Below are 23,439 nucleotides of genomic sequence, written 5' to 3'. Positions count from 1 at the left end.
CCCACCTCCGCAGCCATTTATTGGTGTGGTCTACAGAGGATTATGTCTTTTTAGAGGGGAAAATCCCTAGAACCCCATTTATGAACAATCCAAGGAAAGCTCTTTTATCGACATTAATAGTGTTTATGAGAGTCTAGAGTCTGCACGTTTAGAAAAGGGGCTTAAAACTAACTTTAAGCATGTGAAAAACCTCAAAGCTAAACATCGTGCTTGAACTTAGCACTCAGGGCAGTGTAGTAGCGGTTTGCATCCTACACTGCCATCAGTCACACTCCTTTTCATGTTCTTTGTGAACGGCTCTTTTCATTGCGGCAGGGTGAACATAAAGGTTTGCTTTACTCTCATCACTATCAAGAATCTCAATATAGAAATGACCATGTTCTTCGGCCAACGCTGGTATTTGCTTCCATTTTGAAGAGTTCACAGATAGAGCAATTGGGGCTACTTGCCTCCCATTATCGTCAAAGCCATTATCAATGTGATCAGCTAACAAATAAACTCTATTCGAAACGACAGCAGTATTTTCTTTAAATAACTCACTGTAAATAGCTAACGTACTCTCAATTAAGTTGAGGAATCCGTAAAACTTTTCAACATCATTGCCATAATTATTAACAAGAGATTTGAGCCTCCACAATTGCTCTTCCAACTTGTCACCTTTCTGCCCAGCGTAAATAAGAGCTTTAATATCTTTTCTTGTCTCCTTGTATGCTGCTTTTTTGAGTAAGGATTTCAGATAACGCATAACAATCGCATTTCGCTGGTGGAGAGGCACAAACCGACGTGTATCGCTACATTCCATATAAAGGTGTAACAATGTATTGATTACTAAGTCATTTACCAATTGTGGATAATCACCACTTTTTCTTCTCATTTATCACACCTCGCACTTAAAGAGTTGGTTTAGAACTGGTGTACCGAAAGTACAGTAATCGGTACACCTTACAACCTGTTCATTCTCGATTTAAACCATAATAACATCCTTAAATATCAGTCTGTTATGATTATTTATCTAGATGCAAAACAATCAAACTGTACCGCCATTCAATTCTAACGTATTAAAGGTACACTTGTTTGTAACTGTACCGTATTTGGCATACTATTGACGGTATACTTGATTTTTTTGAAGAGAAATGATTATGGAAAAGCGGCAACAAAGTCCTGCATTGACTTATTCAGACGTAAAAGGTGTCTGTGACCGTCTACATGCTTCCGGAGAAAAGATAAGCGGCAATCGAGTGATCGCAGAACTTGGCAGAGGTTCCAAAGGAACGGCTCTAGGCTTTGTTAGGCAGTGGCGTGAAGAGCTCGAAGCATCCCAGGCTCATTTAATGGAATCAATGGGATTCAGTGATGCATTTGCTGACTCATTTATGAAAGAGATGGGCAGGTTTCAAACTGCTATTGAATCTCGCTTTGAAGAAACGCTACGTGCTGCTAAAAGTTCCGAAGCAGAGGCTCTTTCTGCCTTAGCTGATGCTGAAAGCAAAATAGAGCGCCTTCAATTTGAAGTTCAAAAGAAAGAACAGTTGGCACAGGAACATAGCGAACAACATGCAGCGGCCAAATCATCTTGGACTACTACTGAACAGACACTGCGTGATCAACTAGAAGAAAAGAGTAGGGTGATTGTTGAACATCGAACTCAGATTGACCGATTAACCACAGACTTAGCCAAAGCGGAGATGCGTCTTGAGGACAGCAGTAAGCTGGTAGAAGAGGCTCAATCTAACCGTGAACAACTACGCTCTGAGTTAAAAGATATCCGCGAAAAACTCACCCAAGCAGAAACACAAAACGCGACTATAAGTGCTCAAAATGAAGCACTCCGTGAATCTTTAAAAGCAGAGAAAGAATCGCATCAAACAACTCAGGATAGAGTTAACCATCTTCAAGAGCGGCTTATGCAATCAGAGAAAGGGTTGGGGCGACTGGAGACAATTAGCGAAGCTCTCGATACCGAAAAAGCAGCTCACGCGGCCACTTCAAAAGCAAAAAGCAAACTTGAATCTGATTTGAATTCCGAACGCAAAGCTCATATCAGTACAAAGAAAAAATTGTCGCAACTTGAGGTGAAAGATTAGTTATGAGCGAAACTAAATTGTTTGGTGAAGCTTTTAAAATCTATAACAAATACCAGCGTGTTGTAGTTCAGTTCCAGTATACAGAGACCCAAAAGGATGAATATCCTTCGGTCACAATCGAGATTGCGCCACTTCTTGGCACTGATGCAAACTGGCAGGAAAAAATTTCCGTCCAGTTGACAAGGTATGAGCTTACCAGCTTTACTCAGGTACTGTTCGGCCTTGCTCGTTTATCTGAGGGGGCTTATCACGGTTCTAAGCGTAACAAAGGTTTCAAATTACAACATAATGGACCCGAAGGGATTTCACTATCCTTATCAGAAGCAGGGCAGGTTAAACAGTGTTTGTTTAATCCGCAAGAACGTACTGAATTAGGTTCGTTTATCATTCGACGTCTTGCTATGGGATGGAAAATGACGGTTGCTGATGTGTTGGCAATACTCCGCCAAAGCGCTTTGCTTGAGAGAACAGCTAAAAAAACAGAGAGCTAGCGTTTTGAAACCATAGCGATCATCAGCAATATTACCCACCAAGGCATAGAAAATACAATTGTGGCAGACATAATAGATACACTGTAAAGCCAATAACCAACCACCATTTCGGTTAGTGGATAATAAGCCTCGAAAATGAAGACAATCCCCGTTAATAACACTCCTACGGCTATCGCTCCCTTCCATGCGCTCTGCATATCAGCTTTGCTTGGTGTCGAGTGAAACGCCACAACGCTGCTGATCAGCATCCAGAGCCAGAACTGAGGCTCCGAGCTCACGGAAAGAATCGCAATACCAGCACCAGAAATGCCGTACTGCACAGCATAGAAAGCATCTTTGACTGGATCGCCCGTTATTCCCATAGGAATTTCTACTATGCGCCAAGCCAGCGTATCCAATAAGCCTGGAAGCATTAGCTTTGTAGTTAAGTATATGACTGCACCAGCTCCTATCAAAGGAGCAATACCAATAAAGAAAAGCCCGACATTTTGCAACGGTGACAACACGTTCCATTGATGCTCGACGTATCCCAAGCGGCCATGCCCAGCTGTGTATTCAAAAAACTTTATTTTGGTTATTCGGTGCCGAAAAAGGAACGCCGCAATAGCATGACTGAGTTCATGAATAGGCACTCCAATAGCTGCTGTAGCTAAGTACACCCCCCGGCTGGCTTTATTGCGAAGCGCAATAGGGGTTAACAACTTTCCAATAAGGTTTTGAATAATGACCACCAGCACAATGGGCAGCAAACCAACTAAAAACCATGTCAGAAATGATACGAGCATGTTAAATTACCAACCTCTTACTTGCATTTCGCATTTGCTCATCTTTGATGCGAATATACCTTTGAGTGGTAGTAACGCTAGCATGTCCCATCATATCCTTTAAGGTCATGATATCAACGCCAGTTTCCAATAAGTCGTTCGCGTAAGTCCGACGCAAATCATGAGGAGAGCAATGCTCTAACCCAGCTTCCATTCGTCGAGTTCTCAAGATTTCGTAGATTGCCTGATCTGTCATTCGACTGTCTTGTACATCATCATGTCGTCGAATTCTTGGAAAAAGAGGCCCAGGCTGTTCACCTCGAACATCATTAACCCACAATTTTAATCTTCTAAGCGTTCCGTCGGGCATAAAGGCCAATCGTTCTTTATTACCTTTACCCATAACTGTAATTGCTTGTTCTCGCCAATTTATATGGCCTAGATCTAGGGCCACTATTTCACCTCTCCTTAAACCGCAGCCTAAAAGCACCCCAAAAATTGCACTATCTCTAACTCCTTTACATCGTGAGTCTTCATCACACACTTTGAAAAGCTGGGCAACTTCATGACGTTCTAGCGCTCTCCCTTTGGGAATTCTTTCGCCACGCACATTCTTTATTTGCTTGATATGGTGATAACTTTCCATATCAATCTGCTTCATTGTCCATGCTTCAAGAGCGACGCCTTTTAACCCAGCAAGATAGGTGTTAATGGTGTCTGGAGCTCTTCCTGCATCAATAAGCAAGTCAATAATACCCTGGACATGGTGGCGTCTCATTGTCCCCCAGTCACAATGAAACATGCTTTGGTTGCCCGTCATTTTGGCTACATTATTCAGGAAGTAACCCATTTTTTGACGGCTAAGCTTTGAGCGGAGACTAAGTAAATAGGCTGATGCCGCGTTAGTTTTTATACTGCTCTTAATCTGTTCTGCGGTGATCAGCTCTCCTTGTTGTTCCGCAGTTATTATGTTGTTAGCGTGATATTCCATGTTGGTTTCTCTTCTTTTCATGCACGTTGTATCGAGAGTAGGGGCCACATTCACTGATTATTTTTTAAGCCCTAAAGCTACCATCAATAAATCTACGAACTTCTGGGATATTGTTGGTTGCTTTTCTTCTTTAGGAGCTTTAGCAGCTTGTTCATATTGCTGGATCAAGGGTTCAAACCGTACTGGATTACATAGCAATTTATATACAGTCATATTTGGGCTCTCAATTGGTTTATTGCTTTCAAAACCGAACTGATCCACCAGGTATTTAGCAACAGCTCCACTGCGTGAACGACCAAAATAGCAGTGAACGTAGATTTTATTCACTCCAGAAGAGATTAGTTGAGATATGAAATTTTTTAGTTTCTCTGCCTGTTCTGAATCAATATAAGAACAATAGCGCATTCGAAACTCATCTTTATGGATGTGGATAGCGTCTTCACTATAGCCTCCATCAAAAAAAGAATCTCTGTATATCAGCTCCCAGGAACCTAGTTCAGCTAAAGGTTTTCCCGGATCGGTGATAGAAATCATTGCTACTCCGGGCTCTGGGTGAATAGTCTCAGCCTCTCTCTGGCTAACAAAAATAACTTTTCCGTTACACATTGGCTTCTCTTCGAGTGTTCTTTTGGGACAATAAAGGGAATTTTGTCTTTGTTTTGTTAGAACGGCTTTGTATCTGGCTGTTTTTTAATTACTTTTACTCTTTGTTCGTTTGGTGCAATCTTGGTTTTGCTCGCTGTTTCACTAGAACAGTCAATACCTGCTTGCGTCTTTGGGGTGGGAATCTAATAGTTCTTTGGCCTGGCGTTCACCTTCTGCTGTATTAACTGGAAGGGTTGTATAAACACCATAATGGCGCATGTCTACAATATAGTCTCTACAGCATAGAGCTACATTATGAACTTTGCCCTCTGCATCGAGACCACCAAAGGTATGACATGGCTGAGTAAACATTCGCTTGCACTTTGAGCAACGAGCGCTGTTTTTGTTGATCACTCTACTTAGAACTTTTTCAAACTTTGTTTTATTTAGCATATGTTACCTCCAGAACCTAAGCATCTTCCGTGACCGCGTAACAAATAAAATCCATAGCTCCTCGTTAACACCGTGCTCAAGAGTATGTTTTTTCATGTCCTCTTTTAGTTTATAGAACTCCCTTTTAAACAAGACATGCCGTATAAGGGTAACTGCAAAACCAAGAGTTGAAAGTACTGCTGCTACTAGTGCCATTTCAGTTAAATCCACGATTTTCCGCCTCCGTACCTTGTTGTGCCGAAATATGAAAATAAAAGTGTGTAGGTAAAATAAAGTTTGCCAACATACAACTCTATGTAGAATAGAGTTCGCCAAAATGGATAACGCCACTGCTAAACCACCCGGTATATCATGGTTTTAGAATAGGACGGCTATCGTTCCTTTTATCCACTCAAAAAGGTGCTTATACGTGACTTTATGCCCCTCGTGCGCGAAAAGTGAGTCGCAAACTATTCGACCTTTAAATTTTACAAGCTCTACTTTGGAAAAGGTACATTTTCGTAAGTAGAGAATTTAAGGTTAATATTACACCAGTTATTGGCTGTCTTGGAACAATAAAGTTTGTGACCACATTAACTGAAGAATGGCGCAAAGAAACCACTTACCCAGATAAAAAATACAAAGACTCCATTTGGGTAAATAAAGCATACCGCTCCAAGCCCCCAACATTGATTACAGGCTGGAATCACCGACTACAGCGTTTTTGTAATCAGTTTAATTTCATTGTAACCGAAGAGGATTTCGTTGAATGCCTTGAGTCGAATCCTCGCTCACCAAGTCGTGTAAAAAAAGATGTAATTGTTGGAAAACCATGGCACATGACACCCCATCAGTTTAGGCGTACCTTGGCTTTTTACTGCATCAAAAACCGTCTAGGTACTTTGGTTGCGCTCAAACAACAATTTAAGCACCTCTACCTCTCGATGACCGAGTGGTACACCAATGGTGGCAAACTTGCGAGCCTACGGGACCTGAAAGTGGACGAGAAAGTGCAAAAGGCACTCGATGAAATCAATGCAGAAACCACCGCGAATAAAATCTTTAGACAGTGGCATTCTGATGAAACGCTATCAGGGACTCATGGCAAAGCAATCATGAAAATGCGAGGGGATGTGCCGACCATTTATAGCTCATGGGACGTTATCTATAAAGCAGTAAAGGATGGCAAATTGACACTGCATGGTTCAATGCACAGCTATTGCAAATCTGGTTATGATTGCGATATGGACGGTGTGGTCACTCCCCAGTTCTGTGTTGATTGTGGCTCTGGAAGTAGCATCATTGACGAGCAGCAGGCTAAGTGGTGGCAGAAAAAGCACCGCAGTCTAGTTGCTTACATGGAATCTGGCGAAGAAATTTCGGTAAGTGAACATAGCCACTATGTCACTCAAGTAAGAGCCGCAGAGAAAGTCATGGCTGACTTTGATATGTCCTTTACCCCTTTTGAACCTGATTTGGAGGTAGCTAACTTATGAGCAAGAGCGAAAATACACTATTAGTATTAGAGGCAGCTCTAGAGCGCATTAAACAAGGAAAACCTAAACGTATTCCCGCTCACCGTAAACTTAGTGTTAGAGCTGTCGAGGAAGAGGCGAATTTGGGTAATGGCAGTGGCTATTACTACCCTGATTTTGTTGAGAAGGTTAAACAGACCAAAGCTGAAATTGCGACAGGCAAAGGTGAAATAGTCCAACCAGAGATCCAGACTGTACGCACCAAGCTAAACGAACAAAAGCGTATCAAGCAAAACTACAAAGAGAAGTATGATACCGTTAGGCAGCAATTAGCAGACTTTGCAGCAGCTCAGCATCATCTGAATGACAGACTCGTTAAAGCTCTTAGTGATAAAGAAGAGTTAGAGTTTGAAAACACCAACCTTAGAGCACAATTGGCTGAACTGAAAAAGACGAAAATTATACAAATAAAGTAGCCTTCATCTGCATGACTTTAATGCTTATGACCTGAACTTCCAAAGGGTTTAGAAGATTTTACTTAGGTTGCGCAGGTCATACAAAAAACATTTACAAATCTAAATTATACTCTTCGCCATTTTGGACTTTTTGAAGCAAATCTACGGCATTTTACGAGTATTTGTGAGTCATGGACTTTGCTCCCGTTTTTATCGAGAGATGGTAATTATTATCAGAGTTTTTAATGTTGACTCCTTTATCCTCCCATATCTTATTGAGCAGTTGCTCTGCGTGGTTCCAATAACTCCCCCCCAAAGCCTTAGCAACATCAGTCAAAGTGTAATCAAAATTAGCGTTTAATGCCTGAACATCAGTAAGGTGGGTTATTCCAAATAAAGTTGGTAATTTCTCAGAGTTTTCCTCAATATCCTGAAGCATTTTAAAGTTAAAGGGCAATTCCTGCTTAGGTAGATCTGAGTTTGCTAGCTGATACGTCCGAGCAAGCAAGGAACGGATAAGCCGCGGGTTTACCGTTATCTCAGGAGTGCAAGATGACAAAGCATCAAAAATCCACTTGAAGCCAGAAGCATAAATAACCTTTAGTCGAACGCTTCTCGTCGCATCAATAGTAACTAGTTGTTCTGTTGGAAGATCGCGCTTATTCTCTGAATCTGGTTCAAAACACACCATATAGATGTTTGGTATTAACTCACCATTAGGCGCAAGGATCTCGTCGATATCTGACAAAATACCTTTAATGTTGGTATCTGTAGCGCTATAACCAAAGAAAAAGAGTGGGTGTTCTGCGAAGTAAGTCAATAATTTAGCACTTAAATACTTTTTCCGCTTATTGAAGTCAGTATAGTCTTCGGCTGTAAGAACAATCGTTTCATATTGAGATGAACAGCCATGCATTTTGAGAATTTCACCGTAAGAAGTATAATTGGCTCTCACTATCTCTTGTCCAACAACTTTATGATAGTCAGGAAAAATTTTCTCTAAGGCATCATCGTAATTTGTTGTAATAATAGAGTGGGGCTTAACCTTTCTAAGTGATTCAATTTCATCTCTATAAGCATTAGCTTTAACATCAAACTTGTCAGCTAAACCATTGATATAAGAAGCCACTTCATACTTGATATAACTATCTTTAGTTACTTCAGGTTCAAACATCTCATTGGGAAACTTATCTTGCCCATCCTCCCAAGCCCACTCTGAATAAGTGTCAGCAAAAACAGATGCAATTTTTGTATTATCCTTGGCGTACTGCTGCTGATAATAAGCAAAGCGCTTTGTGATAAGAGGGCAACGCTCAGCTAAATCAAGCATTAGAGTATCCCAGCAAGGGGCATCAAAATACCTCTGAGACATGCCTGAGCCAACAAACAAAATGGGCTGCACTTGTAAATTTTCCATACAGGCTTCGATGTCTGCTTTAACAGACTCTTTATATTGCTCGTAAATCATCGATCTCCCTCTCAAATTGCACTTACCTAAGCCCTCTTAGACAGATATGCTTGTAGTTTATATTCAACCATTCTGACGCTATAGACAGTATTTTGACAAGCACATAATCTGTAGATTTAGACAGTCAAATACTAAAAAGAAAAAATAAGCAACATAAGGCATAAAACAGACTCTTTTATATGTCACTAATTATTGCATAGACACAGTTCTGGAAAGTGCTAAGGTAAACTTACTCCCCTCTTACGAAAACCAAAACAATCAATTGATTAAAAGGGGAAAATTGAACCTTGCAAATCGTAACATCTTATCGATTCCAGCGTTGTAAAATCAGACAATCATCAACTTGAAGTTATAGGGGGCGGTTTTGAGCAACACTCAACCCATATCCAAAACAGGTATGCAAGAAAAACTAAAGCAAGCGATCATCAGCGACGGGCCAAATACTCGTTACTTTCAAAGTCGGTTGCATGAATTAGCGTTTTATTATTCGCAACTCTGCGAGTATCAAACCAATATCTACGATACACACTTACAGTTTCGACCCATTCACCAGAAAGATATATCAAGAGCACGCGACCTGAGAAAACTACATTTAGCCTTATTTCATGAGTCTAAAAGCGAAGAGCTTGCCGAGATGGGGATTGATGCAAAGGAAGTAACTCAAAACATCAAGACAGCATTTGCTCAACTGACTTTGGGGAAATTGGGATGAGTTCATTTAATCCACCCGAGATCAGATATCAATACCTGAATTCACTGGGTATCACCTCAGAGGAGTTGCATGAACAGCACCGTTTAGCCTCAGCATTGATCGACAGCTTAGATAAAGGCACATTGACCAGTATTCGAAATGCTTTCTTAGACTCGACAAGAACGAGTAATGCTGGCGAACTTTTCATTAACATCGATAAGATAAATATCTTGTTGCGTACTGGCAATTCTGGAGCAGAACATTCCATGATACGCAATGGCTATGGCAGGTTAGTCTCACCTACCCGAAGTCATACGATAAATGGAGATAGGTGCATATCTGGCTTTGACTTTAAAGCATTGATTGAGGCGAGAATTCACATTTCTTCACGGAGAAATCAACGGCAAAACCTGTACCTCCGATACGTACATCAGTTGGTAGAGTACTTAATTTATCATCCAACGCTACGCGATTATCATAATTTATACGCTGATGAAGTGGAGCGATATCGACCACAACTAAAAAAATCCCGAATTGAACACTATAAAATCACACAGTGCGAATTTACTGGCGAATGCATTGATAACAACGCTAAGGTTGAATTTGCTCACATTGACAGCGTGGTAACTAACCCGCACAAGGCAATTAGCATTGATAATGGAGTAATTATACTCAAAAACATACATTCAGACATGACTCGAAAGCACATCCATACCTTCGAAGATATGTTGGATTATTGCATTGAGAATAATTACAGTATCTTATGGGCTGATAACTATGTCCGATAACGGTATCGCGTAAAAACTGTTAAAGGCAAAAATAATCGTATTCCCTTAGTCAGTTTTCTGGAAAGTGGTATCATCAGTGCTCCATTTTTAGAAAAATGGCCAAGAATCGATATTTTTCTGGAAAAAGCTAACAAGCCTTACCACTCAAACCTTTCCAGATTTATTTCAGAACCCACTTGTGTTGGTAGTTCGTACAGAGGCCAGAAAGTTTGTACACAAAGCCAAGATTGGGATAATAAAGTTTGTACAGTAGTTATTAAGGCCAACTAAAACATGGTGTTAGAGGTATGACTTACCGCAAGGTGCAGACAGAACTAAAGGGTGCAGCAAACCGATTACTCCTATTAGTGTACAAACTATATTGTACCAACTACCGCAACTAACTGATTTACTGTCCCGTTATGTACAAACTTTATTATGCGAGAACATTGGCTTGTGGCGACAAAAAAGTCCTCCCTCAGGTTGCATATTTCACCACCAGCCAATCCGGTTGGTTTTCGGCTAAAGTCTTGCGAATTATTCCACTCGGAATAATTGACCTTTGGGTGTATAATCCTACGGGGTTCTTATGGGTGAAACAGCATGTTCTTGTTAAACAATACAAATTTTGACATTAGCACTGCCGAGGAGATCCCTGAACGCATTCAGTTATTGATTGACTCATCATCTCCGCTAGAGGCAAATCTAATGACAATCGTAACTCAACGGGAAATGTATCTTGCCAACTTTTCCCGGATGAATGATCAAGAGAAATCCAATTTTGTCGCTTCGTTGACGCGCATGTTCATGCGTAACTCGTGGACTAGATAATTTTCAAGGTGTTTTGTGAATTTCTATCAGAAAGGAGGAAGTGAATATTTATTTGTCTGTGACCTGTTTAAGGAGCTTCGGAAAAAAAGCAACTTATCTCAGGCTGACGCGGCCAACCATATCGGTGTTAACCAATCTTTCATTTCCAAGTTCGAAAATGGTCATACTGGGATTGACCTATTTGATGCATTAGCTCTCCTTGACTTGTATGGTATCGATCATGTTGATTTTTTCTATATGCTTGATCAGTTTAAAAAAAAGGAGATTAGAAAAGGTGCTCTACTCGACTACTTTTTATCAAGAAGCTAAACCTAATTACTCCAAATCCCTTTCATTAGATTAAACATCGAGTAGTTTAAATTCTTGCGTTCATCGCCTTGCGGGTAAGGATGCTTGTCATGATGTTCTTTAGGCACATCTGAAAGTAAAGTGTCCATAACAAGCCAATCACAACTTATTCCTTTGCTTATAAGTGAGTCCTGGACAAAAGCTTCAAAAGCCCTGGCTAACATCTCGCTTCTTTCTATCCAGTATTTTCGCGCTCCCTTCTGGCCTGCCAGTTTCTGTGATTGATTGAAATACTTAGTACCAGAGCAAAGTTGCTTAGTAATGATATTCCTCATAAGGAGAATGTTTTTCCTGAACTTATCAGGTGCGTTTTCCATGTCTACGCCAGTAATAAACTCACTGATCAATTTACCCTCATATCCTCTAGACCTTGCCAGAAGAGCATCAACTCCGTGGAACCACTCGTGAGAAATTGCACCAGGTCCACTCCGCCGAGTCAAATTGATGATATTTAGGTCTGGCTCATAATGGGCGCTTGCTTTCCCCTGCCCCCTTGCGCCGAAAGCTATGCCAAGTTGTCCTCCAAGCCCTATCCATCCGTCTGGTATCTCTAATATATGAGCTAATACCTTGAATGCATAAAAGCTATTGTTTACAAACAGTTGACGTTCTTTGTCTGGCATAGAGCTCCCAAACTGAACTCCTCTAAAATTGAACGTGTTTATGAATTGTTCTGGTGTAACATCATAGCTGAGCTGTATGTTTCTTATCGTTTCGATTTTCTTTCTGGGGATATAGGGCGATACATCTAAATTCATGTGACAACGTAATGCATTTATAGCATCCGTTTCACTTTTGAATTTGTTAGGGAACTCTTCTGTTTCTTTATATACAAACCGTTTTCCTTGTATCGAGCACAGTCGGTAGAATCCCCCCTCGAAGGCCACCGGAAATAGGTCAACATTGTATGGCTTGATTGTATAAGGCCACCCTAATTTTGGCAGCAAATGAATTAAAGATGATTGTCGTAGCGTCAAGGCAAACGGAGTTTTGTAGGTTCTATTTTCACCTCTACCAACAGCGTACAATGGGTAAACATCTCTAATATGTTGCCTACCAGTTTTCTTAGGGATACCCATCCGACTCCGAAATCGTTCCGGTAGCAACTTTACATCATCATTGTCAGCTACGTTTTCAAACAACTCTTGCAAAACAAGTAGTGATTTTTCGTATGCGTTTGTCCATTGCTCTTGACTGACAGATGGCTGAGCTGGACGGGGGTTATTCCTCCAACCAGAATAGTAAACCGATAAATATGCGCATACTTCAACTGACAGACCATCATCACACAATTCTTGCCAATTAGGTTCCGGCCAAATTGATTTAAGGCTAATGTTTGTGTCGCCGTTATCTTTCCCTAATACCAAATGCTTCTTTGCAAAAGGTAAATACTCTCCGGTGTCGTCTAACTTGCCCATATAATAAGACTCTTGGTTCTACTATAGAATTACACTTATACACCAGAGAACACTTAGTTAACTAACGCGGAAATGCCCAATCTCGGCAGATTTATAATGCATGAACAAAGCCTTAAAAATCCAGCCTTCTTACCGATGCTTGTTCGCGTACTTGAGTTGGGTTCAATTGAAGTGCTTGGTTCATATGGTGTACTCCTTTCAAATGGGTACACCAACCCCAAGAGGGTGATGTACCCTCGTGGGTTATAAAAAGTGAATTAATGCTGTTTATTTATGGCGACCAGCTATCGCACATCAGCGCTCAAGGCACTTTCCTAAGAAACCTGTTTAGGATGCTTAGGAAAGCGAGGGGTTTCCCCCTGCGCTTTTGAACTATCCCAGGTTAACGACAGGGATACTTGCAACATTGACATTGAATACCCTGTCTATAACACTTTTTGCGAACTCAGCTACGGCGTATCCAATTGCCGAGTCCTTCTTATTTACACATATTTCAATTCGGGAAAAAGGAGTCAGGGGCAATGTTTCGCCTTCATGCTCAGAGCTATATTCAACAAGACATTCCCCATTTTCATCAGTACAAACATAAAGTTTATTGTTTTTAATCAAAAACCAGTCTGTAGCAAAACTATCGTGGTAAGTAAGACTACTAGTTTTTTTTACAACGACAGCCTGATAAAACCTTTGAACCTCTCCACCAGAAGCAATGTGTTCAACAACATTAATATAGTGGTATTGATATCCATCAATATTGCTATCGGTATCAATAATCACTTCCTGCCTTAATGAAGTGTTAAAAATATACTTAATCATTGTTATCTCCTTAGTTTTTAAGGAGAGAGCCCCTAGAGGGCACATCTCCCTCCAGGGTTAAACTGAAAAATTAATATTTATTCATTCAAAGTTAAAAACCATCGCTTCATTGGAACAGTAACTTCAATCATTCCATTACCACAATAAGCTCCCCAAAAGTTATAAGTAGTCTCAAACATATCGAACTCGAATAGTGTTTGAATATGCTTATCAGTAATGGGGTTAAATGGTCCACCGCAGCCAACATGCATCGCTATGCCATAATCTCGCATATCGAAATCATCTAGGTTTTTTCCACCCACAGAAGCTATCAAATTCTCACCTCTGATTTCACCTTCACGTAAAAGCAAGACTGCTTCTTCGTAACTCGCATATTGTGTCGTTAAATTCACAATATGGCCATGCTTAGGTTTGTGTTGTTCCGATAGTGATTTCAGTAGTTGCTTCACACTCTGAAATCTTGCGTAAAGCCCTGGCGTGAATTGTCCTGCGAAAGTTAAGTTCGGACAGATCAACTCAAGCATGTCGTCAGGTATAGAACTAAGCCCCATTTGCTTTGCAAGCGGCTCAGCTTTTTTCATTGCATCTTCAACTACCATTGGGTTTCGAAGATGTTGCGGCATATCCATAGTTATTCTCCTTTGGTGAGACGAACAGACCCATCAGGTTTGGTTCCCCTCAGTAATTAGATGGTCCGGTAGCTAAAATGCTACCGGAGTTTATTAACAATCTGAGCTGCCTGTTCTGCAAACGGCCCAGAGTAATGTATGTCCATTTTTTTTGAACACCAGACAGTTCCAATTATTAATTGGTTGAAGTTTCTGTCTTTGTAACGTTGACGCATCAATTCTAGATAGGCGCTCTCATCACCTTCCCACCCCAAAGGAGGTGAGAAGGGACAAGTAGCTTCGTTACCTGGCTCAGTGTTTACTTCTGCTAGGTTATACACGCCCATAAGCACCTGCCCTACGCGCAATAAACTCGCGGAGTGTACTAATCGGCGGGAATCCCATCTGTCCTTGAGTTACCAGGACATCGTTCCAATCTATACCTTTTGCACGAGGTGGAATGGGCAGCTTAGGTAACAGCACATGAACTGTATATCCTTGCTTTTCAAGCTTAGATTTCAGCACATTTGCGGAGCGTTCCCCTGTTAGCGACTTATCCTTATCTGCAAAGATAACGACAGTGTGGATGTCTAACTCGTCTGGAACTTCAAAGTTTTCCAAAAGAGTAGCATTCACTGTGGACCATGTAGGGATGTGAGTAGCACGGAACCCAGACAATGCTGTTTCCAAGCCTTCTGCCAAACCTAATACTCCTTCTGTTGGCATACCTAAGCGAACTGCACCGCCAGTGACACTCAATCCATCAGGAACAGGCATCATCTTTTTAGCGCATTCTACTTTGGCCTTCTTACCACTTTTGGTCAGATATGTACGATGTAAAGTAACCAAGTTTCCTTTCGCGTCTCGGATGGCTTGTACTGCGGCTGGAAATTTTCCAACCTCATTACCATCTTCATCGTAATAGGACATACTTGGGTGGAATCGCAGGCTGTCTGTCTGTTCTACTACATCATGTGCAAACAAAAGTTTGCGATTGACGAAATAGGCACGTAACGGCTCAGCTGCTGCACAGTTAAAGGGCAAACATTCATTCCAGATCTTCTCAATTTTTTCACAAAGGCGAGCATTGTAAACACGTTCGCGTTGAGCTCTCTTTTGCATTTCCTCTTGAAGTTCCATCAACCAAGGCTTTGACTGCTCAGCAAAGAGCGGAACAACCTTGCTTTCTGAATGTTCTTGTTCAACTACGGCTTCTTGGTGATGCTCAACAGGGCTACATGAAGAATGATTATCCTCATGTTGTTCTGTCGGAACATTTGAATCAGCCCATGACTCTTCGTTATAAGAACCAGGAGCAGAGTGAGAGACATAGCTGCTGTTTGAAACCTTTGCCTGCGCTACAGACTCTGGTTTAGCAGTACGAACACTCTTAGTTTTCACTTCAACCAACCACGTATTGCGATGTGTTTGAACTGGTTTCTCACCAATGATCTCTCCAGTGCCTTCTTCAAATACAGGCTGCATTACGGTAACAGCTTCACGTCCCAAATTTGTGAGAGTGACTTCATCACCATATACAGCACCGCATTCTCCGATTGCTCTTTCTAGATCAACGCCCCAAATCTTACGTTCATTGCCCGTTGATAAACGAATGTAAGCAAAATAGCTTGGTTCATTTATCGGGTCGTCCTGGTAAGGAGCTTGACCGTGAGCAATTAAAGTGCCCTGATACTTAGGGCGACGATTTGGATCGTATTTGGTGTTATTCACTTTTGCCGGAGCAGATTGCTGTGCTCGGCGCGGTGAACTTGTATTATTGGAGCTTTGCTGACGCTTGAAATGCTTTGGAGCCATCAACAAGTCACCAACTTGCTGTAGGCATTCAGTAAAATCCCACCCTCTTGCTTGGTTTAATAGCTCAAAGCCATCATGCCAAGAACCGCAAGAACAAATAGCACCACCTGTTTCGTGAGCATCTTTGAACATACGGAAGTCTTTTTTTCCACCATGAAACGGACATGTAACATGGGACTTTCCCGCTTTTTTGAGTGCTGGTTCCAGTTCAGGCATTAAATGCGCCAAAATGAAAAGCCATTGACCCTTAGCGAGGCTACGAACTTCGTCTGCTTTATAGAAATATGAGTTATCCATAGTGTTTCTCCTTAGCTGAAACCCCGACATCGAGGCTTCCCTAAGTCCCCCCGTATCAGGGGCTTTAGGGAAACCCCGACACCGGGAAAAAATAGCCAAGGAGGCTCCCCTACCGGAGATGCTCTCCCCGGCTGGGGTTTGATTTTGGGCTATTGACCATTAACTCTGCGTATGGCCTTACCCAAGAAGGATTGCATCAGGTGATTACCTGATGATTTGAAGTAAGTTAGCCAGTCGATCCAATTCCACTTAGCGTAATCATCAAGAGATGGAGGGTTAAAAGCTCCCCAAATCTTACTGTTTACGCCTTCGCGGAGAACGTAAGCTACTTTCTCGATTACTTCTTCTTTACTCATTAGAGTAGAGATTTTGCAAGGAGGCATCATAATGAGGCTCTCTGCTTGTTCATGAGTAATCTTCTCTATGGTGCCAGCGTTGATATCCACGACAAACGCTTTGGTTTCTGGTCCTTGTTCTGACCAGATCCAATACGTTATATGAACGGGATTAACGCCAAGTCCGACCGGAACGATTTGAGTTCCAGAAGGACGCAGTAACCAAACGAATTTACCGCTTGGATTGCTTTTGAAACGTTCGAGCTCTTTACCATCAATCTCCAAATTAGATTTGAAATGGAGAGGTAGTTTTTCCGCATTCGAAATTTCAAGCATACGTTGTTGCAGATGTTGCAGAATTGCAATGTTAGACATAGGTGTACTCCTACAGTTTGCAGGTACACCTGGCCCATGTCGGGTTGGTGTACCCGACTGGGTTATGAAGGGTGAAAGAGAACTTTCACTTAAATTGAATGCTGTTTGTTTTTAGCGACCAGCTATCGCGTCTTCACTCTCAATGAGAGTAGAATTCGTCACTTTCCGTTAGGTGCTCTATAACACCTAAGGGAAAGTGGGGGCTTTCGCCCCTCACTGTTAATCATCGTAGAAATATCCTTGCTTGTCACACGACTCTGATGCCGAATAGGCTTCATATCGCGCATTTTCGTTAAACGAAAATTTCAGAGGATAAGCAATTGAAGGCGGAGTTTGCTTTGTTAAACGTCCATTCCATTCATGCTGTTCCATTGTGCCAGATACTCCATCGACGGTGAACATTTCATCATAACCATTTATCTTTACAATCGGGAAGTCAAACAAGCCAAGAGCTTCTATCACCATCACCTTGTCTGAACAAGCATAAACTTGCTTGTTCTTATCTCGGTAAAAATCAAAGCCACAGCTCAGATAAACCCCTATGATCCGCAAAGTTTCGTCATCCATTCCAGATGCAATGTTCTTATCTAAGTTTGCTTTTGCCAGCCAGACATGGGCGTTGACTCCACCAAATATTCCATAGCCCTCGTAAGCATTTTCCTGTAATGGTTTCTGACCATGAGGTTGTAGTAAGTAAACAGTGCGAACTTGACGTCCAGAATATACATTCGAGATGCTTTCTTTTGAATCACACGTTTTCCAGCTAAAAAATCCCATAGTGTTTCTCCTTCAATTATTTAAATCGAAGGGGGTTGCCCCACAAGGGGAGCAAGCCCCCCTCTAGGGTTAAGTAAAAATGTTAGGCCGCTTTACGAACTAACGATTCCTGCATTTGATGATGTTCTGATATAGCATTTTTGAGCTGTATTTTACGAACTTCTGCTATGGCATTACTGACCAATTCGCGGCGGTAACTTCCATAACTTCTGTCATTAACATCTATAACCAGGCCACCTATAGATTCAGATGCTAGTTCCTCTTCCGTCTCTCGGTCGAGGATCTTAGCTTCCAACCTCAGATAGCGCTGCTTACCATCAACAATATCCTGTATTGTTTGTAATGCTAACTCTTCGTCCCAGCATCCAATATCAAAGTCATGCTCGGGATGCTCTTTAAGCTGGACTGTGTAGTCAGCTGTATTAAACTCCCAGGAAACAACTTCTTCGTATGGCGTACCTTCCACCAGCGCATAGCCTTCGGCTTCAAGCTGTTGGGATGTAGATTTGATGTCATGTTCGAGACGACCCACAAAGTCGTTCCAAATGCTTTGCCATCTAGTGATGTGCTCATCAGTCACTTCACCTGTTACCAGACCAGCGGCACGAATCGCTTCAAAATGCTCCTCAGAGAAACTTTCAAAATCGACTTCATGAAAAAGATCCATGCAGTTATAGTGGCTGTACCGATGCCCATGAGAGTTTCGCTCAATCGACATTCTGCAACATCCTATATCTGCTTCCCTTAATATTTCCAACATAGATAATGCTTCTTTACGAACCAAAAGGTTTTTTACGCGAAGTACGGCGTTTTCACCTGCTGTATTTGGGTCATAAATTCGCAGCATAAGCTTCTCTATATCATCCTCATCGAGGTTTCCATAGAAACTCATACCATCACCTTGACAGTAACTAAGGCTGTACTCGATTGTCAGACCTTCTGGGTAGCCAAGTTTTTTCAGTTGGTTATTGAAATGAGTTTTAATCATAGCTATCTCCTTGTTTTTTTTGAGGAGACACCTCCCCCTAAGGGATTGGTGCCCCCTTAGGGTTTTAATGATTTCGGATTTAATAGTTAAGCACAGATGTCCAAAAGACCTTTCCGAGCGATCAACTGATGCTCTTCAAAGTCTTCCGGTGCAGAAGTGTCATAACCTTCACCATCGCTGTAATCTGGAGTACCCAGCACGATGATGTTGCCTACAACAGGTGAATCTGCACCATGTAATATACAACCGAGCTTGATACCGCTACTGAACAGTCCTTCTTCATCAAGATAAAGACTGACTGTTTTTCCATTCGATAGCTCCCAATCAAAGCTCTGGACCATGCTACAGCCGATTAGCTTATACATAGTTTGTAATCCGTCTTCTTTTGGAATATCGACTGGAGTGCAGCCTTCTGCGGTTATTAAATAGCCTTTGTTAGTGGCCTTAGACATTGCTTCATCACAAATTGACATGGAATCCTCCAAATATGTCATTGAGGGACACCAAGGCCCCAAAGGGGCTTTGATGCCCCGTTAGGGTTTAAAGATTGGTTTACTTATACGGTCACAGCGTCGATATCTAGGTATTGGCGGCAACCTGTTTTAGGGTGACAGCGGTGGCGAAAATTGTGCTTACCACCTTGCGTACCCATGTATTGCCAACACTCTCCAGTAACTGACTCTTCACAAACCGCGTCGCCATTATTTAATGGATGTTGGGCCAATTCGTTCCACATTTTGTCCCATTCATCTGTATTTCTTTGTACTAGTTTGAAGTCATTATTATTCATACTTCGGTACTCCCAACCCACTGCTTTCCAAGGTATGCCTCAACTCCCATACAGGCCCATTCCGAAGAGATGGTTAACATGGAAAGTGTTTCATGAGTCCAAGGTGCAGTTGGCTTGATTCGTTTGAGCTCTTTGCCTTCGAGATCTGTCAGAATAAGATCTGATTGTTCATTTCCAGCAAGAATATCTGGCTCTCCCGGACGCTGATCAGTAACAAATTTGATGTAGCAACCTTCGTCATCGCTACATGACAGCAATTTATCTACTGACAAGTTAAGTCCAGCACCGAACCATTGATCTATTGCTTCGATCTCAGGGAAATCAGATTTCAACTGAGATACAACGCCAATCATCTTGTCGAGAGCATCTTGGAACTCCAGCGCATTGCCAGCTGCCACTTCAAGTTTGCACTTGATATATGCAGCGTAGGTATCGCAGGCTTTCACCAGTTGCTGTTCATAGCCACCTGGGGAAAATGCTTCCGCGACTGCACCTTGAAGCTCCAAAGGTAGCGTGTGAATTAACTGCTCCTCAGCAGCTTTTTCAAGTCGCTCGAACTCCCTCGCCAAAGTGTCATTAGCCTTTTTTACTGGCGTCACAACATCCTGACAGAGAACTTCGGCTACATCATGTAGTGCTGCGTGGGAAAGCATTTTGGCAAGATCGACCTTGTTCCCCTTTTGGTTTGCGACATGACCAGCGAGAAGAGCAAGCAACGTAACGGTAGCACTATGCTCCAAGACTGATTCAGGCTGTACTGAATGCATCAGTGACCAGCGTTTTATCAATCGTTGACGCAAAGCAAGTGCTAGGAATCCATAGTTTGAATTTGACATAGTATCCTCCAATGAAGTTTGAAGGGTACACAGTTACCACATAGGTCCCGTGTACCCATGTGGGTTAAGTTGTGAGAGTCCTTGTGGACTGTTCTTGAGGTGTATTTTCGGCCTGACACCGAAATATTTAATCAGATTTCTGATGGAATGTATTCCATTCAGAATGTAGTTGCTGCTTGTAGGCCAGCTACCTTTCAACGTCAGCAAAGCCGACATTTTTTTTAGTCTATCGCCAATCCAAATGGTTCACGAAACGTCTATTTGCCCTTTTAGGGCGTTTGATTCTCAATATCTCATTGTGGAGTCATTTTTGCTTGATTATCAGTGTCAAATTTTTCGAAGAAATCCCACACAATGATGCACGAATTTTTCCCTCTTGTTGTTGATTAGAGCGGATTTCTCCGCCCCAAATTCACACCCACTTAAATACAGCCCCTTTGCGACCAGCCATCTTTATCCGTTTACCCTCAAAGTAATTCCAGAAAGCACTACTCACGCTATCACAGCGTTGTTTTTGTGCTTTTTGATAGCATAACCAACCCTTTTTCAAATCATGCCAATCTAACAACCACGCATAGTTCTTATAGTAATCAAAAAACCAATTAACCTGATCAGGGCTATCACTATTCAGCGGATAACATTTAACGGCAATGAAAAACCGATTGCCTAAAGTCATTTTACTGACTGCACCGACTTCACCAAAAACCTCAAGGATTAAGGTTTGACCGCAAGCTGTTTGGGATGTGAACATTTCAGACGATACGTTATTCATAATTCCTCCTGCGATTGAAATAACGGTAAACGCCTTATGGTAGGAATGAATCAACGTCTGATTGTTAAAGAGCATGTTTAAGAATTAAGGGATAACTTTCCCCATAGAAATTGCTTTTCGTTTAATAAACCAACTTTGGCAGCGTTAATAAGATTCTGAGTATCAAGAACTCTGTCATAATAACGATCTATTCCTTCTTGATGCTTTTACGCTGATTTGGTCACTACTTTTTTTGCTCCAACTTGGGGTTCTAGGGATTTTCCCCTCTAAAGTAACATAGAATGCTACAGGCTTTGTATTATATAGCCTCCAGCTGTGGGTTACTTTCGTTTCCAAGCTTAATCATCCACGATTGGCTTCGTAATTTCACTAATATCAGGCAATTTTCCGGTATTGGTGAAGTTATACGTCCCGCTTAAGTTGATATTTTGCCATGCAACGGGCGAAACAGCACGAGTGATAGCCGCTTTTTCTTCATCACCTGTCGCTTCAAAGTGTCCCAGAAGATGACTCAGTATCGCGGAGTTGAAGTAGATGAGCGCATTGGCAAGCAATCTTGCGCATTCATTCCAGATAGCGATTTCAGACTCGTTTTTGCCACGGAACTGATCACCATTCACCGACGCAATGGCTCGTCTAAGGAAGTGCCATGCTTCTCCCCGGTTCAGGGCACGTTGCACATACTGCCGCAAACTGGCATCGTCGATGTAGTCAAGTAAATATTGCGCTTTAACCAGTCGATTATACTCCGTCAGAGCCTGTAATATTGGGTGTCCAGAAGGGTAACCAGACAACTTTCTTACCAGCATTGCTTGTGTCGTCCGCTTTGTCTGAAGTGACAGAACAATACGCCTGATATCTTGCCATCCCGTTGTAATAACATTCGTTCTGATAGGCTTCTTTAGCGCCAGTATGGTGCTGCCTTGTTCACTTTCAGTCACATCAAACAGATCGTTGATGACGCTGTTAAATTGCGCGTATCGCGGTGCAAAGCTGTAGCCGCATAGATCCAATAAAGCGAAGTTGACGTGATTGACACCGTGTGTATCTGTCGAGAGTACGTCAGGTTTGATATCGCTGCTGTTGGATTGCAACAGATCATAGATATAGTGTGATTCATGCTCGTTGGAGCCGATTATCCGTGCATTCAGCGCGCTGTGATTGGCGACCAGGGTCATGGCCGTGATCCCTTTATTGGTACCGAAGTACTTCGAGGAATACCGGGTTTTAAACGTTTCCAGATGCGTTTCGAATTTCTGACCATCCGCACTGGCGTGCAACTGGTCCTCCTGAATATGGTAGTGGCGGAAGATGGGTAATGAAGCCACCGCATTATTGATCACGTCGCTGGCATCATGCAGCGTTTCAGGTCGGATATAGTTAGCCTGTACTGTACTCAGGTGTTCATAACTGCGGTCGGAGATCTGCGCCATACCATACACACCACGGTGAGTGGCGTTAGCAATCAGAATGGCCAGTAAATCATCCTGATGAGTAGTTCCCTGTTTTTGTATTGGCAGCACATGTGTCAGGCATCGCATAAACCCGGTTTCGCGCTCAACATACCGCAGGACATCCGCGATACCGACTGGCTGCATTCGCTTAAAGAAGGGATTGTTGACCAGAGATGTAGCGCCTTTTGTTGGCAGGTGCCAGCGGGTGCCCGAGCGATTTTTCATGATTACATTGCGATTATCTCCCTCATCAATATGGCGCGCCACGTCTTTGAGCGCGCTTTCCAGTCGATGTTGTTTCTCCTGTAACAATGCGTCAACAGGTTGTTTTAGTCTGTCCAGCGTTGATGACTCCAGCAGTGCATCCTGCGATGTTTGGGGGATCAGGTCGTCTTCCAGTGCCCGGTATTTGGTGACATTTGACAGATAAATACGTCCGTTCAGTCGTGAAGTTAACTGCCGGTAGAGCAGCCATTCATAACGTTGCGGATTAACGTTATCCTGTTTCACCAGCCATGGGAGGTGCTTTTTGGGGATAAGCGACGTATCCATTGTCATCAGTGATTCACCGGATACAATTTCCGTTTGCATCTTTTGAAGTTGGGCGACGACGGCTTCTGAGCCTTTACCGGCCTCACATTCAAGGCACAGGAACACTGGTCTTAACAACTGTTCCAGAAGGTTTCGTTGTTCGTCATAATATTGCCACTGGTACTCTTCCACGGTCCGTTTCTGTTTTTTCAGGTAAAGGCAGAGGGTCTGGATATCCCTGTCATTCA

The 23,439-nt window shown here is 42.2% G+C and carries 23 protein-coding genes and 1 pseudogene; 7 read left to right on the top strand and 17 right to left on the bottom strand.

Going from position 1 to position 23,439, the window contains the following annotated elements:
* Nucleotides 1–262: 262 nt before the first annotated feature.
* A complete protein-coding gene (locus R7Z41_RS22825; RefSeq protein ID WP_159408527.1) occupies nucleotides 263–874 on the bottom strand; it encodes a DUF2913 family protein in 612 nt (203 codons plus the stop codon).
* Nucleotides 875–1,139: 265 nt separating this feature from the next.
* Between R7Z41_RS22825 and R7Z41_RS22820 the strand changes: the two genes are divergently transcribed.
* Both R7Z41_RS22820 and R7Z41_RS22815 read left to right on the top strand, forming a co-directional pair.
* A complete protein-coding gene (locus tag R7Z41_RS22820; protein WP_014386794.1) occupies nucleotides 1,140–2,084 on the top strand; it encodes a DNA-binding protein in 945 nt (314 codons plus the stop codon).
* A 2-nt stretch (nucleotides 2,085–2,086) separates the two neighbouring features.
* On the top strand, nucleotides 2,087–2,575 hold the full coding sequence (locus R7Z41_RS22815) for a hypothetical protein (protein ID WP_159408528.1): 489 nt from the start codon (nucleotides 2,087–2,089) through the stop codon (nucleotides 2,573–2,575).
* Here the strand turns inward: R7Z41_RS22815 and R7Z41_RS22810 are convergent.
* From R7Z41_RS22810 to R7Z41_RS22800, 3 genes are read right to left on the bottom strand one after another with little or no spacing between them, the layout of a single operon-like run.
* Nucleotides 2,572–3,360, bottom strand: a complete 789-nt coding sequence (locus R7Z41_RS22810; protein WP_102558614.1) for a hypothetical protein — start codon at nucleotides 3,358–3,360, stop codon at nucleotides 2,572–2,574. The two genes, R7Z41_RS22815 and R7Z41_RS22810, sit on opposite strands and share 4 nt — an antisense overlap.
* A gap of 1 nt (nucleotide 3,361) precedes the next feature.
* Nucleotides 3,362–4,330 carry a tyrosine-type recombinase/integrase gene (locus R7Z41_RS22805; protein ID WP_014386790.1) on the bottom strand — a complete coding sequence of 323 codons (969 nt, stop codon included), beginning with the start codon at nucleotides 4,328–4,330 and terminating at the stop codon, nucleotides 3,362–3,364.
* 57 nt (nucleotides 4,331–4,387) lie between these two features.
* Nucleotides 4,388–4,936 (bottom strand): dual specificity protein phosphatase family protein, encoded by a 549-nt coding sequence (locus tag R7Z41_RS22800; protein ID WP_014386789.1) that lies wholly within the window; start codon nucleotides 4,934–4,936, stop codon nucleotides 4,388–4,390.
* A gap of 986 nt (nucleotides 4,937–5,922) precedes the next feature.
* Between R7Z41_RS22800 and R7Z41_RS22795 the strand changes: the two are divergent.
* Both R7Z41_RS22795 and R7Z41_RS22790 read left to right on the top strand, forming a co-directional pair.
* A pseudogene (locus R7Z41_RS22795) lies at nucleotides 5,923–6,843 on the top strand (hypothetical protein); the annotation flags it as partial.
* Nucleotides 6,840–7,298 carry a hypothetical protein gene (locus R7Z41_RS22790; RefSeq protein ID WP_014386785.1) on the top strand — a complete coding sequence of 153 codons (459 nt, stop codon included), beginning with the start codon at nucleotides 6,840–6,842 and terminating at the stop codon, nucleotides 7,296–7,298. The pseudogene R7Z41_RS22795 and the gene R7Z41_RS22790, both read left to right, overlap by 4 nt.
* Before the next feature lie 151 nt (nucleotides 7,299–7,449).
* On the opposite strand, the gene R7Z41_RS22785 is transcribed toward R7Z41_RS22790, so the two are convergent.
* Nucleotides 7,450–8,745 (bottom strand): SIR2 family NAD-dependent protein deacylase, encoded by a 1,296-nt coding sequence (locus tag R7Z41_RS22785; protein WP_181726411.1) that lies wholly within the window; start codon nucleotides 8,743–8,745, stop codon nucleotides 7,450–7,452.
* 364 nt (nucleotides 8,746–9,109) lie between these two features.
* Here R7Z41_RS22785 and R7Z41_RS22780 point away from each other — a divergent pair, with 364 nt between their 5' ends.
* From R7Z41_RS22780 to R7Z41_RS22770, 3 genes are all read left to right on the top strand, one after another.
* Complete coding sequence (locus R7Z41_RS22780) at nucleotides 9,110–9,457, top strand: hypothetical protein (protein WP_014386783.1); 348 nt, start codon at nucleotides 9,110–9,112, stop codon at nucleotides 9,455–9,457.
* On the top strand, nucleotides 9,454–10,224 hold the full coding sequence (locus R7Z41_RS22775; RefSeq protein ID WP_101905927.1) for a hypothetical protein: 771 nt from the start codon (nucleotides 9,454–9,456) through the stop codon (nucleotides 10,222–10,224). The genes R7Z41_RS22780 and R7Z41_RS22775 overlap by 4 nt, the downstream gene beginning before the upstream one ends.
* Before the next feature lie 825 nt (nucleotides 10,225–11,049).
* Nucleotides 11,050–11,343: a helix-turn-helix domain-containing protein gene (locus R7Z41_RS22770; protein WP_014386779.1), complete on the top strand. Its 294-nt coding sequence runs from the start codon at nucleotides 11,050–11,052 to the stop codon at nucleotides 11,341–11,343.
* Between the two features lie 2 nt (nucleotides 11,344–11,345).
* Here R7Z41_RS22770 and R7Z41_RS22765 read toward each other — a convergent pair whose 3' ends face one another.
* The 12 genes from R7Z41_RS22765 to R7Z41_RS22710 form a co-directional block, all read right to left on the bottom strand.
* Entirely contained in the window at nucleotides 11,346–12,800 is a 1,455-nt protein-coding gene (locus tag R7Z41_RS22765; RefSeq protein WP_014386778.1) for an LPD1 domain-containing protein, read from the bottom strand.
* A 372-nt stretch (nucleotides 12,801–13,172) separates the two neighbouring features.
* Nucleotides 13,173–13,613, bottom strand: a complete 441-nt coding sequence (locus R7Z41_RS22760) for a hypothetical protein (RefSeq protein WP_032073026.1) — start codon at nucleotides 13,611–13,613, stop codon at nucleotides 13,173–13,175.
* A gap of 77 nt (nucleotides 13,614–13,690) precedes the next feature.
* Entirely contained in the window at nucleotides 13,691–14,242 is a 552-nt protein-coding gene (locus tag R7Z41_RS22755) for a hypothetical protein (RefSeq protein ID WP_032073025.1), read from the bottom strand.
* A 312-nt stretch (nucleotides 14,243–14,554) separates the two neighbouring features.
* Complete coding sequence (locus R7Z41_RS22750) at nucleotides 14,555–16,333, bottom strand: toprim domain-containing protein (RefSeq protein ID WP_014386774.1); 1,779 nt, start codon at nucleotides 16,331–16,333, stop codon at nucleotides 14,555–14,557.
* A gap of 149 nt (nucleotides 16,334–16,482) precedes the next feature.
* Entirely contained in the window at nucleotides 16,483–17,043 is a 561-nt protein-coding gene (locus R7Z41_RS22745; RefSeq protein ID WP_014386773.1) for a hypothetical protein, read from the bottom strand.
* Between the two features lie 219 nt (nucleotides 17,044–17,262).
* Complete coding sequence (locus R7Z41_RS22740; protein ID WP_014386772.1) at nucleotides 17,263–17,820, bottom strand: hypothetical protein; 558 nt, start codon at nucleotides 17,818–17,820, stop codon at nucleotides 17,263–17,265.
* An 82-nt stretch (nucleotides 17,821–17,902) separates the two neighbouring features.
* Nucleotides 17,903–18,808: a hypothetical protein gene (locus tag R7Z41_RS22735; RefSeq protein WP_014386771.1), complete on the bottom strand. Its 906-nt coding sequence runs from the start codon at nucleotides 18,806–18,808 to the stop codon at nucleotides 17,903–17,905.
* An 86-nt stretch (nucleotides 18,809–18,894) separates the two neighbouring features.
* Nucleotides 18,895–19,281, bottom strand: a complete 387-nt coding sequence (locus R7Z41_RS22730; protein WP_014386770.1) for a hypothetical protein — start codon at nucleotides 19,279–19,281, stop codon at nucleotides 18,895–18,897.
* Nucleotides 19,282–19,364: 83 nt separating this feature from the next.
* A complete protein-coding gene (locus tag R7Z41_RS22725) occupies nucleotides 19,365–19,598 on the bottom strand; it encodes a hypothetical protein (RefSeq protein WP_014386769.1) in 234 nt (77 codons plus the stop codon).
* Entirely contained in the window at nucleotides 19,595–20,434 is an 840-nt protein-coding gene (gene yfbR / locus R7Z41_RS22720; RefSeq protein WP_181726410.1) for a 5'-deoxynucleotidase, read from the bottom strand. The genes R7Z41_RS22725 and yfbR overlap by 4 nt, the downstream gene beginning before the upstream one ends.
* A 412-nt stretch (nucleotides 20,435–20,846) precedes the next feature.
* Nucleotides 20,847–21,206: a hypothetical protein gene (locus R7Z41_RS22715; RefSeq protein WP_025624789.1), complete on the bottom strand. Its 360-nt coding sequence runs from the start codon at nucleotides 21,204–21,206 to the stop codon at nucleotides 20,847–20,849.
* Between the two features lie 338 nt (nucleotides 21,207–21,544).
* On the bottom strand, nucleotides 21,545–23,439 hold a 1,895-nt coding region (locus tag R7Z41_RS22710; RefSeq protein WP_318136421.1), incomplete at its 5' end, for a Tn3 family transposase.

The organism is Vibrio sp. 1457 (assembly GCF_033340195.1).
Classification (GTDB): domain Bacteria; phylum Pseudomonadota; class Gammaproteobacteria; order Enterobacterales; family Vibrionaceae; genus Vibrio; species Vibrio alginolyticus.
The sequence above is the reverse complement of the archived record's forward strand: the minus strand, read 5'-3'. Positions and strand labels throughout refer to the sequence as shown.